General features: G+C 57.0%; 9 protein-coding genes. 4 read left to right on the forward strand and 5 right to left on the reverse strand.

All coding sequences use genetic code 11. The features are described from left to right. The first annotated feature begins 17 nt into the window (after positions 1–17). From adk to ACOT0L_RS19435, 3 genes are all read left to right on the forward strand, one after another. Entirely contained in the window at positions 18–662 is a 645-nt protein-coding gene (gene adk / locus ACOT0L_RS19425; protein WP_006809841.1) for an adenylate kinase, read from the forward strand. A 124-nt stretch (positions 663–786) separates the two neighbouring features. Beyond that, positions 787–1,749 (forward strand): ferrochelatase, encoded by a 963-nt coding sequence (hemH, locus tag ACOT0L_RS19430; protein ID WP_017383216.1) that lies wholly within the window; start codon positions 787–789, stop codon positions 1,747–1,749. Between the two features lie 62 nt (positions 1,750–1,811). After that, entirely contained in the window at positions 1,812–3,116 is a 1,305-nt protein-coding gene (locus ACOT0L_RS19435; protein WP_022647280.1) for an inosine/guanosine kinase, read from the forward strand. A gap of 106 nt (positions 3,117–3,222) precedes the next feature. Here ACOT0L_RS19435 and ybaL read toward each other — a convergent pair whose 3' ends face one another. Both ybaL and ACOT0L_RS19445 read right to left on the reverse strand, forming a co-directional pair. Further along, positions 3,223–4,899: a YbaL family putative K(+) efflux transporter gene (gene ybaL, locus ACOT0L_RS19440; RefSeq protein ID WP_022647281.1), complete on the reverse strand. Its 1,677-nt coding sequence runs from the start codon at positions 4,897–4,899 to the stop codon at positions 3,223–3,225. A gap of 232 nt (positions 4,900–5,131) precedes the next feature. Continuing rightward, positions 5,132–6,352: an MFS transporter gene (locus ACOT0L_RS19445; protein ID WP_126503067.1), complete on the reverse strand. Its 1,221-nt coding sequence runs from the start codon at positions 6,350–6,352 to the stop codon at positions 5,132–5,134. Positions 6,353–6,516: 164 nt separating this feature from the next. Between ACOT0L_RS19445 and ushA the strand changes: the two genes are divergently transcribed. Further along, complete coding sequence (ushA, locus tag ACOT0L_RS19450) at positions 6,517–8,169, forward strand: bifunctional UDP-sugar hydrolase/5'-nucleotidase UshA (RefSeq protein WP_022647283.1); 1,653 nt, start codon at positions 6,517–6,519, stop codon at positions 8,167–8,169. 92 nt (positions 8,170–8,261) lie between these two features. Here the strand turns inward: ushA and ybaK are convergent, their stop codons facing one another. The 3 genes from ybaK to copA all read right to left on the reverse strand — a co-directional run bounded on the left by ybaK (position 8,262) and on the right by copA (position 12,336). Beyond that, entirely contained in the window at positions 8,262–8,741 is a 480-nt protein-coding gene (gene ybaK, locus ACOT0L_RS19455; RefSeq protein ID WP_010428207.1) for a Cys-tRNA(Pro)/Cys-tRNA(Cys) deacylase YbaK, read from the reverse strand. A gap of 198 nt (positions 8,742–8,939) precedes the next feature. After that, entirely contained in the window at positions 8,940–9,734 is a 795-nt protein-coding gene (locus ACOT0L_RS19460; protein ID WP_126503065.1) for a TraB/GumN family protein, read from the reverse strand. Between the two features lie 103 nt (positions 9,735–9,837). Then, complete coding sequence (gene copA, locus ACOT0L_RS19465; protein ID WP_126503063.1) at positions 9,838–12,336, reverse strand: copper-exporting P-type ATPase CopA; 2,499 nt, start codon at positions 12,334–12,336, stop codon at positions 9,838–9,840. Between the last annotated feature and the right edge of the window lie 9 nt (positions 12,337–12,345).

The raw sequence follows: 12,345 nt of genomic DNA on the forward strand, positions 1-12,345 counted from the left end.
TTGAGGGGATTTTCGCAATGCGTATTATTCTGCTTGGCGCTCCGGGCGCGGGTAAGGGAACTCAGGCTCAGTTCATCATGGAGAAATACGGTATTCCGCAAATCTCTACTGGTGACATGCTGCGTGCCGCTGTTAAATCTGGCTCCGAGCTGGGCAAACAAGCTAAAGACATCATGGACGCAGGCAAGCTGGTGACCGACGAACTGGTTATCGCGCTGGTAAAAGAGCGCATTGCTCAGGAAGACTGCCGCAATGGTTTCCTGCTGGACGGCTTCCCGCGCACCATTCCTCAGGCTGACGCCATGAAAGAAGCGGGCATCAACGTGGATTACGTGCTGGAGTTCGACGTACCGGACGAGCTGATCGTTGACCGTATCGTTGGCCGTCGCGTACACGCTGCTTCTGGCCGCGTTTACCACATTAAATTCAACCCACCTAAGGTTGAAGGCAAAGACGACGTGACCGGCGAAGAGCTGACCACCCGTAAAGACGATCAGGAAGAAACCGTGCGTAAACGCCTGGTGGAATACCATCAGATGACCGCACCGCTGATCGGCTACTACACCAAAGAAGCGCAGGCGGGTAATACCAAATACGCGAAAGTGGACGGCACCAAAGCCGTGGCTGACGTACGTGCAGAGCTGGAAAAAATTCTCGGCTAAGCGCACCTCTCTCACCCGGAGCCCCGGGTGAGAAAAATTCTCATCTTACCTATTGCAGCAATGGGTTTCGTTTAAACGCATTTCCGCTACAATTGACAGCCTATCAAATGGTTAAGAGGCGTGAATGAGTCAGGCGAAAACCGGCATCCTGCTTGCCAATCTGGGCACCCCAGAAGCACCTACTCCAGCGGCGGTAAAACGCTACCTGCGACAATTTTTAAGCGACACGCGCGTCGTGGATACCCCAAGACTGCTGTGGTGGCCACTGCTGCGTGGCGTCATTCTGCCGATTCGTTCCCCGCGTGTGGCAAAGCTCTATCAGTCCGTGTGGATGGAAGAAGGCTCGCCGCTGATGGTCTACAGCCGTCGTCAGGAGAAGGCGCTGGCCGCCCGTCTGCCGGACATGCCCGTTGCGCTCGGTATGAGCTACGGTAAGCCATCCCTGGAAAGCGCCGTCGACTCTCTGCTGGCGCAGGGCGTTGAACACATTGTGGTGCTGGCCCTTTATCCGCAGTATTCGTGCTCCACGGTGGCTGCCGTCTGGGACGAACTGGCACGCATTCTGGCGACCCGCCGCCGTATACCGGGCATCACCTTTATCCGCGACTACGCCGATAACGAGCTGTACATTCAGGCGCTTGCCAGCAGCGCGCGCGCGTCGTTTGAAAAACACGGCGAGCCGGATCTGCTGCTGCTCTCCTATCACGGTATTCCGCAGCGTTTCGCGAACGAAGGGGACGATTACCCCCAGCGTTGCCGCGATACCACCCGTGAACTGGTCTCCGCCCTCGGCCTGCCGCCTGAGAAGGTGATGATGACCTTCCAGTCGCGCTTCGGCCGTGAACCGTGGTTGACCCCGTATACTGATGAAACGCTAAAAATGCTGGGCGAGAAGGGCGTGAAGCACATTCAGGTTATGTCGCCGGGCTTCTCGGCGGATTGTCTGGAAACGCTGGAAGAGATTGCCGTCCAGAACAAAGAGTTCTTCATGGAGGCCGGCGGAACGAAATACGAATACATTCCTGCGCTTAACGACTCCCCTGAACACATCGATATGATGGTGTCACTGGTCACCACCCGCCGCTGATCGCGTTACGGGCCGGGTTTGTGCTACCATTCCCGGCCCGTATTCTTTGCACAGTTCAGACCATGAAATTTCCCGGTAAACGTAAGTCCAAACACTATTTCCCCGTCGATGCCCGCGATCCGCTGTTACAGCAAATTCAGCAGGAAAGCGAAACCAGCGCTGCCTGGGTGGTCGGTATCGATCAGACGCTGGTGGACATTGAAGCCAAAGTGGATGATGCGTTTGTCGCACGTTATGGTCTGAGCGCCGGGCACTCGCTGGTGATTGAGGATGACGTTGCCGAAGCGCTGTATCAGGAACTGATGCGCGAAAATCTTATCACCCACCAGTTTGCTGGCGGCACCATCGGTAACACCATGCACAACTACTCCGTTCTGGCAGACGACCGCTCGGTACTGCTTGGCGTGATGTGCAGCAATATCGAAATCGGTGGCTACGCCTACCGCTACCTGTGCAATACCTCCAGCCGCACCGATCTGAACTATTTGCAGGGCGTTGACGGGCCAATTGGTCGTTGCTTTACGCTGATAAGCGATTCCGGCGAGCGTACCTTTGCCATCAGCCCCGGCCATATGAACAAGCTACGCGCTGAAAGTATTCCGGAAGAGGTGATCGCGGGCGCGTCTGCGCTGGTGTTGACGTCTTATCTGGTGCGCTGCAAGCCGGGCGAACCAATGCCGGACGCAACCATGAAGGCAATTGAGTATGCGAAGAAATACAACGTGCCTGTGGTTCTGACGCTGGGCACCAAATTCGTGATTGCCGACAACCCGGAGTGGTGGCAGGCCTTCCTGAAAGAACACGTCTCGATTCTGGCGATGAATGAAGAAGAAGCCGAAGCGCTGACCGGCGAAAGCGATCCGCTGCTGGCGTCTGATAAGGCGCTGGACTGGGTGGATCTGGTGCTCTGCACCGCAGGGCCGGTCGGGCTGTACATGGCGGGCTTCACGGAAGAAGAGAGCAAGCGGAAAACCCAGCACCCGCTGCTGCCGGGCGCTATCGCCGAATTTAACCAGTACGAGTTCAGCCGCGCCATGCGTCATAAAGACTGCATCAACCCGCTGCGTATCTTCTCCCACATTGCACCGTATATGGGTGGCCCCGAGAAGATCATGAACACCAACGGCGCGGGCGACGGCGCGCTGGCCGCGCTGCTGCACGACATCACCGCTAACGCCTACCACAAAACCAATGTGCCGAATTCCAGCAAACACACCTTCAACTGGCTGACCTATTCCTCGCTGGCGCAGGTGTGCAAGTACGCGAACCGCGTGAGTTATCAGGTGCTGAACCAGCATTCACCGCGCTTAACGCGTGGGCTGCCGGAACGGGAAGACAGCCTCGAAGAGGCGTATTGGGACAGGTAAAAGAAGACCCCTCACCCTGGCCCTCTCCCCAAAGGGGAGAGGGAATTTGAACACCCTCTCCCCTTTGGGGAGAGGGCTGGGGTGAGGGGACCAGGCCGCACAAAATTTACCCCGTCACCGCCTCTTCAACCGGCGGCTTCGTCAGCATTGTCAGCATCGTATTCGCAATCTCACGCTCACCCATCACCACCTGATTCGCGCCGCGCTCGGTAATGTACTCCACTTCGTCATCATAATGGGCGCGGGCTATGATTTCGATATGCGGGCATTTTTCACGGGCTGTGGCGACAATCTCGCCAGCCTCGTAACCGTTCGGGATAGTGAGCAGCAGCCAGCGAGCGCAGTCCAGATGCGCCAGATTCATAATCTCTTCGTTAGCCGCGTTGCCCAGCACCGCGCGGATGCCGCGCTCGCGAAGCTCGTCGACGCGAGTGCGTGACGTTTCAATCACTACAAGTGGAATGCCCTGAGCCATCAGTTTTTCACCCAGCAGGCTGCCGACGCGGCCAAAACCGACCAGCAGCGCGTGGTTGCAGATATCCACCGGGATCTGTTTCTCTTCTTCTGTCGCCTCTTCCAGCGTCAGCTCTTCGAGGGTTTCGGTCTTCTCGAGATATTTCTCCAGCAGGGCAAACAATACCGGGTTCAACATGATGGAGAGGATCGCCCCCGCCAGCACCAGATTTTGCCCAGCCTGTGGCAGCAGATTCAGGGCCATTCCCAGACCAGCCAGAATAAAGGCGAACTCGCCAATCTGCGCCAGGCTGGCGGCGATGGTCAGCGCCGTGCGCGGCGAGTGACCGAACATCCGCACCAGGAAGAAGGCGGCAACGGACTTACCAAAGATGATGATTGCCAGCGTACCCAGCACGGCCAGCGGCTGCTGGATGAGGATCATCGGGTCGAACAGCATCCCGACGGAGACAAAGAACAGCACCGCGAACGCATCACGTAGTGGCAGAGTATCGTGCGCGGCACGGTGGCTCAGCTCGGACTCGTTCAGCACCATCCCGGCGAAGAATGCGCCCAGCGCAAAGGAGACGTCAAACAGCTCGACAGCGCCAAAGGCAATGCCCAGCGCCAACGCAAGGACCGAAAGCGTGAACAGTTCACGCGAGCCGGTGGCGGCGCTGCGGGACATGATCCACGGCACCAGACGGCGGCCCACCAGCATCATGATGGCAATAAACGCCACAACCTTACCGATGGTAATGCTCATATCCAGCGCCAGCGAAGCGAAGCCGATATTCTCTTTTTCCATCATCCCGGCGACGGCGGGCAGCAGTACCAGCGTCAACACCATCACCAGATCTTCAACTATCAGCCAGCCAATCGCGATTTGCCCGCGCTGGCTGTCTATCAGCTGCCTCTCTTCAAGCGCGCGCAGCAGCACCACGGTACTGGCGGTTGAAAGACACAGCCCAAATACGATACCGGTCATGATTGACCAGCCCAGCACCGCCGAAAGCGCCATGCCCAGCAGCGTCGCCACCCCTATCTGGGCGATCGCTCCCGGTATGGCGATCGACTTTACCGCCATCAGATCCTTCAGGGAAAAATGCAGTCCGACGCCAAACATCAGCAGGATAACGCCCAGTTCCGCCAGCTCCGGTGCAAGTTTGGTATCTGCGACAAAACCCGGCGTAAAGGGTCCTGCCAGCACGCCCGCTAACAAATAGCCTACCAGGGGCGAAATACGCAGTTTGTTGGCAATCATGCCGAGGATAAAAGCGAGCACAAGTCCACCAACAATGGTGGTGATAAGCGGTGTGGCGTGGTGCATTCCGTCTCCTTTCGCGATGGGTGATCCATTTTTGGTGCAAATACCAAAAAGCCGATTAATAGTTTATGACAATTTTTACGCTTATGTTTATGAATAATTGTTGAAATCACAATAAAAAGGCAATAAGCACGAAAAAAGGCAGATTTTGATAAATTTGCTGAGGGGAGGGAGAGGAAAGCCTTATGGCATCAGGTTATCCGGCTGCCAAAGTTTAACTTTGGCAGCCGTGTAGTTACGCTTTATGACGGTTGTCAGGCAGGAATATGGTCAACATCCCCAGAAGTGGCAGGAAAGCGCAGATTTTATAGACCAGGAAGATGCTGGTGTGGTCTGCAACCATCCCTAACACGGCGGCGCCAAGGCCGCCCATGCCAAAGGCAAAACCGAAAAAGAGACCGGAAACCATACCGATACGTCCCGGCAGCAGCTCTTGCGCATAGACCAGAATGGCTGAAAACGCCGACGCGAGAATAAAACCAATTATCACTGTCAATATTCCGGTCCATTCCAGCGTTGCGTACGGTAAAACAAGCGTAAACGGCGCAACGCCGAGGATAGAGCCCCAAATCACATATTTACGTCCGATTTTATCTCCCACAGGGCCGCCTATCACCGTGCCTGCCGCCACCGCAAACAGGAAGGCAAAAAGATGGAACTGGGCGTTTTGTACCGATAATCCGAATTTTTGCATCAGATAGAAGGTGTAATAGCTGCTGATGCTCGCCATATAGAAATATTTCGAGAAAATCAGCACCAGCAGCACGCTGATGGCAAGGATCACCTTATTGCGCGGAAGGGGATTGGTTATCTTCGCGGCAGGTTTTCCCTTATTTACGCGATGCTGCGCGGCATACCAGCGGCTGATTTGCGCCAGGACGACAATCGCCAGCAGCGCGGCCAGCACAAACCACGCCACGTTGCCTTTGCCGTAAGGCGCGATAATTACCGCCGCCAGCAGAGGACCGAGGGAGCTACCAAAATTCCCCCCCACCTGGAACAGAGACTGCGCCAGCCCGTGGCGTCCGCCGGAGGCCATACGCGCCACGCGGGACGATTCCGGATGGAACACCGATGAACCGGTTCCCACCAGCGCCGCGGCAACCAGTACCGCCTCAAAGCTGCCCGCCATGGCCAGCAGCACCAGCCCGCTCAGGGTGAAGCACATCCCAATGGGCAGCGACCATGGCATCGGGTATTTGTCCGTCCAGTAGCCCACCACCGGCTGTAGCAGCGAAGAGGCCAGCTGGAAGGTCAGGGTAATCATCCCGATCTGCACGAAGGTTAATGAGAACTCAGACTGCAACAGCGGGTAGATCGCCAGAATCAGCGACTGGATCATGTCGTTGAGCAGATGAGAGAGACTGATTGCGCCTAATACTTTGAAGGAAGTGCGCGATTTCGGCGGCGACGCCGGAACGCCCTGAACAGGCTGGGTTGATTCACTGATTGCCATAAATACCACGTCAATTTGTTATTAGAGATGCAGGGAGTAATTATTATCCGACTAACATACTCGTCCGTGACATTTGAAGAAAGTCGCAATTCTGAAAACTTATTTGTCTATTCTTGTGAGTCACTGTAATTTTTGCGTTTGTCTATGGGTCAGGGAGAGAGAAGATGAAGTTAATAAAGCGTGGCGTCGCGCTGGCGCTCATCGCCGCATGGGGGCTGACAAGCCTGCCCGCGCAGGCGTATGAAAAAGATAAAACCTATAAAATTACCATTCTGCATACTAACGATCATCACGGCCATTTCTGGCGCAGCGAATACGGTGAATATGGCCTGGCGGCGCAAAAAACGCTGGTGGACGGCATTCGTAAAGAGGTCTCGGCTCAGGGCGGCAGCGTGCTGTTGCTGTCGGGCGGGGATATTAATACCGGCGTACCGGAATCTGATTTGCAGGATGCCGAGCCTGATTTCCGCGGCATGAATTTAATTGGTTACGACGCGATGGCGGTCGGAAACCACGAGTTTGATAACCCGCTGAGCGTATTGCGCCAGCAGGAAAAGTGGTCCAAATTTCCGTTCCTTTCCGCCAATATTTATCAGAAAAGCACCGGCGAGCGCCTGTTTAAACCGTGGGCGCTGTTTAAGCGTCAGGATCTGAAGATCGCGGTCATCGGCTTAACCACCGACGATACGGCCAAAATTGGCAACCCTGAATTTTTCACCGACATCGAATTCCGTAAACCGGCGGACGAAGCGAAGCTGGTGATCCAGGAGTTGCAGCAGAATGAAAAACCGGATGTGATTATCGCTACCACCCACATGGGGCATTACGACAACGGTCAGCACGGCTCTAACGCGCCGGGCGACGTGGAGATGGCGCGCAGCCTTCCTGCGGGCTCGCTGGCGATGATTGTGGGCGGTCACTCACAGGATCCGGTCTGCATGGCTTCTGAGAATAAAAAGCAGGTAGATTATGTGCCCGGCACGCCGTGCGCCCCGGATCGTCAGAACGGTATCTGGATTGTACAGGCCCACGAGTGGGGTAAATACGTAGGCCGTGCGGATTTCGAATTCCGTAACGGCGAGATGAAGCTGGTGCACTATCAGCTCATCCCGGTCAACCTGAAGAAGAAAGTAACCTACCCGGACGGCAAAAGCGAGCGGGTACTCTACACGCCAGAGATCGCTGAAAACCAGCAGATGCTCTCCCTGCTGACGCCGTTCCAGAGCAAAGGGAAAGCGCAGCTGGACGTGAAGATTGGCACGCTTAACGGACGACTGGAAGGGGACCGCAGCAAAGTCCGCTTCGTACAAACCAACATGGGGCGTCTGGTGCTGGCCGCGCAGATGGCGCGCACGAATGCGGATTTCGGCGTGATGAGCGGCGGCGGTATTCGTGATTCCATCGATGGCGGAAACATCACCTATAAAGACGTGCTCAAAGTGCAGCCGTTTGGCAACGTGGTGGTGTATGCGGACATGAGCGGGAAAGAGGTAATTGACTACCTGACCGCCGTGGCGCAGATGAAGCCGGACTCCGGAGCGTATCCGCAGTTTGCTAACGTCAGCTTCGTCGCGAAGGACGGTAAGCTCAACGATCTCAAAATCAAAGGCGAACCTGTTGATCCGGCGAAAACCTACCGCCTGGCAACGTTAAGCTTTAACGCCACCGGCGGCGACGGCTATCCGCATATCGATAACAAACCGGGCTATGTAAATACCGGGTTTATTGATGCGGAAGTGTTGAAGCAGTTTATCCAGCAAAATTCACCGATTGACGTGAACGCGTATGAGCCGAAGGGCGAGGTGAGCTGGCAGTAGTGCGGGTGTGTTGTGCCGGGTGGCGGCTACGCCTTACCCGGCCTACATTCGAATCGTAGGCCCGGTATGCGCAGCGCCACCGGGCAATTTTCTCAATCCCTGCGCGCAATATCCGCAAATTTCGCGTCCAGCATTTTCGCCAGATCGCCTGCGGCCAGTTCGATATCCAGCCCGCGTTTGCCGCCAGAAATATAGATCGTCTCAAATTCCTGCGAAGGCGCATCGATCAGGGTCGGCAGACGCTTTTTCTGGCCGAGCGGGCTGATCCCGCCGACCAGATAACCCGTAGTGCGTTGCGCAACCATCGGGTCTGCCATATCGACCTTTTTCGCTCCCAGCGCTTTGGCCACTTTCTTCAGATCAAGCTGTCCGGCGACGGGCGTCACTGCCACGGCGAGGTGCTTCATATCGCCATTCACCGCGACCAGCAGCGTTTTGTAAACCTGGTCCGCGTTCAGCCCCAGCTTGCGCACCACTTCATCACCAAAGTTGGTTTCGTTCGGATCGTGATCGTAGGTGTGGATCCGGAAAGAAATTTTGTTTTTTTCGAGTAATTTAACGGCGGGAGTCATGGCTATCCTTCTTACGACAGACGGTTCATGCCAGCAGCATACGCCTGACGTTTGTCTAAAAAATAGCACCATCTTGCGCAATAGTATTGGCAGTGATGGTTACTTTGAGCGACAATCGGCGTAGCCGAAGGTCACTTCGGTATAATAAAAACGATGAAATTCCTCTTTGACGGGCCAATAGAAATATTGGCCATTTTTTTATTTCAGCAGCGACGGCAAATTCCCTTCTCCGTACAAATGCAACGCGCCAACCGCGACAACATAACGACCGGCAGGCAGGGCAAACAGCGTCTCCCGCCACGCCTGGTTGCGCGCGTTCATCAGCACATCATACAACGATTCACTGAACGTCGACGGTAACGCCAGCTTACCGTCTGCGGGCGGCGCATCCAGCCACCAGCCAATCATCGTTTGCAGCAGACGCGCGTTGGTGTGCCAGTGGGTCAGGGTATCATCCAGCAGCATCTTGCCGTCATCAGGAAGCTGGCGAAGAAGCGCAATCTGGCTGTCCGTGCCTTCCAGTTCAATGACGGACAGGTTGCACGCCCTTGCCGCATTCAGCAGTTGATAATCGATACCGTAATCGCCGCGCAGCCCCAGGCGCTGCGCCTGGGTTGCCTGTAGCACCATGGCAATTTGCCACAGGGGCAGGGTGTCGAGCATTGAGAGCGAGACGCCGGACTCATCCGCAAGACGGGTAAGCTCAGCCAGCTGCGTCTCGTTAAGACGTTCAGCCAGGGGGCGGTCGCTTTCCAGCCCGGCAAACGGCGATTCATGGCCGGAGATGTCGGCTTCGACGATCAGCGCGTCGGCGCGCTTCAGTAGTTTAATCAGGCCGGAGGGCAGGGGGGACATATCCTGCGTGCCCATATGAATGCTTCCCACCAGGTGCAGTTGCTGCCCACCCGGAAGCGAAATATCCATACCGGGCCAGGCATAACGGCGGGGAAAAAGGGCGCGAAACGATGTTTTTATACGATTAAACAGACCCATACGCGCTCCATAAACGGAAAGGTTCATGCTAGCGCGTGGGGAAGGGGGGCGCAATAGGCGAAAGCCGGGCGGCGCTGCGCTTACCCGGCCTGCTTCCGGGATTCTACGCTTTCGGTTTAAACCGCAGCAGACGGTTAGCGTTGCTCACCACGGTAATTGACGAGAGCGCCATCGCCGCACCCGCAACAACCGGGTTCAGCAGGGTGCCGGTCAGCGGCCACAAAATCCCGGCGGCAATCGGAATGCCGAGCGAGTTATAGACGAAGGCCCCCAGCAGGTTCTGCTTCATGTTGCGCAACGTGGCTTTCGAAATCGCCAGCGCATCCGCCACGCCCATCAGGCTGTGGCGCATCAGGGTGATTGCCGCGGTTTCAATGGCGACATCGCTCCCGCCGCCCATCGCAATACCTACGTCAGCCTGCGCCAGCGCCGGGGCGTCGTTGATGCCGTCGCCGACCATCGCCACCTGACGACCATCACGTTGCAATTTCCTGATGGCGTCCGCTTTGCCATCCGGCAGCACGCCGGCTATCACCTCATCAATCCCGGCTTCTTTGGCGATGGCGTTAGCGGTAGTCGGGTTATCACCGGTTAACATCACCAGGCGATAGCCCGCGTGGTGCAGGCGTTGCAAGGCATCCACGCTGTCCTGGCGTAACGGATCGCGTACGGCCAGCAGCGCCGCCACCTGACCATCCCTCGCCAGCAGAACCGGCGTCGCGCCCTGAGAGGCCTGCGCGTTCAGCTCAGCGTCCAGCACGGACGTATCAACACCGTGTTCAGTTAGCAGTGCCTGGTTACCCAGCAGCAGCGTATGGCCTTCTGCTTCACCGCTGACCCCTAAACCGCGCAGAGTGCGGAAGTTGCTTACCTGCGGCAGGCGGGCATCACCGGCTTTCTCAAGGATGGCGCGCGCCAGCGGGTGACTGGAGCCTTGTTCCAGCGCGGCGGCCAGGCGCAGGGCATCCGTCTCCGTACAGCCAATGGTATTAACGGCCACTACCTGCGGTTTGCCCTCGGTGAGCGTGCCGGTTTTGTCAAAGACGAGGGTGTCCAGCGTGCTTGCCCGTTGCAGGGCGTCAGCATCACGGACCAGTACGCCAAATTCGGCGGCGCGTCCGACGCCAGAGATAATCGACATCGGCGTGGCCAGACCAAGGGCACAAGGGCAGGCGATGATCAGTACCGTGGTGGCGATCACCAGGGTGTAGACAATCTGCGGCGCCGGGCCGAAGAAATACCAGATTGCCGCGCTCAGCAGGGCAATACCGACCACCACTGGCACAAAAATGGCGGAGATTTTATCGGCAAGCTGACCAATTTCCGGCTTACTGCTCTGCGCCTGGCGGACCATCCGAATGATGCGTGACAGTGTGGTATGGCTGCCAACGGCGCTGGCGCGGAACAGCACGCTGCCGTCCTGTACCACCGTACCCGCATGCACCGCATCGCCCTGAGATTTCTGCTGGGGGATCGGCTCACCGGTCAGCATGGCTTCATCAAGCCAGGCATCGCCATGGGTGATTTCACCGTCGACGGGCACGCGGTCACCGGTGGTGAGACGCAGCGTCATACCGGGTTGTACCTCTGAGAGCGGAACGCTTTTTTCCCCATCGTCGGTGACCACGCGGGCCGTCGGCGGGGTTAAATCGAGTAATCTTTCCAGCGCTTTCGACGAGCGCTGACGCGCGCGGGCTTCGAGCATATGGCCTAAGTTAATCAGACCAATAATCATCGCGCTCGCTTCATAATAGAGATGGCGCGCCTCCATCGGGAACCACTGCGGCCAGACGTTAACGCTCATCGAATACAGCCACGCCGCGCCCGTCCCGAGCGCGACCAGCGTGTCCATCGTCGCGGTGCGGTTTTTCAGGCTCTTCCAGGCGCTGGTATAGAAATGTCCGCCTGCAAACACCATCACCGCAAGGGTAATCAGACCAATCACCAGCCACAGGGTGCGGTTGTCTGCGGTGACCATCATGTTGTCACCCATCATGCCCCACACCATCACCGGAATACCGACCAGCAGGGCGACGACCGCCTGCCAGCGGAAGCGCTTCATGGTGGCGACAGCCGTTTCCTGCTGGCGCTCGCGGCGCTCAGCATCATCTTCGATGGCCTCCGCCCCGTAGCCCGCTTTCTCCACGGCCTGCACTAAATCTGCGGCGGAGGCACTGCCCATCACCAGCGCAGTACGCTCCGCCAGGTTTACCCGTGCCTGTGCGACGCCCGGTACCGCCTGTAAGGCGTTTTGTACCCGGGAGACACAGCTGGCGCAGCTCATGCCGTTGATCAGCAGCTGTTGGCTGTCATCAATATCATCAGCTACCGGAAGCTCAGGAGTGGCCGCTGTCAGTGCTTCCGACGGGGATGATGACTCTGCCAGCGGTTTAGCCTTTGGGTGGCTTAACTCCGCCCCGTAACCGGCCTGTTTAATGGTATCAATCAGCGCGTCGGCACTGGCGCTGCCGGTCACGGCGGCATGATCGATAGTCACCTCAGCGCTTTCCACATCAGGACGCTGCTCCAGGCTTTCTTTAACACGTTTGACACAGTGGCCGCAGGAGAGGCCGTCCAGTGTCAGGTCAATAGTGTGAGACATAACAAAACT

Origin of the sequence: Enterobacter cloacae complex sp. XAL002, assembly GCF_049236805.1 — a bacterium.
Taxonomy (GTDB): Bacteria; Pseudomonadota; Gammaproteobacteria; order Enterobacterales; family Enterobacteriaceae; genus Enterobacter; species Enterobacter intestinihominis.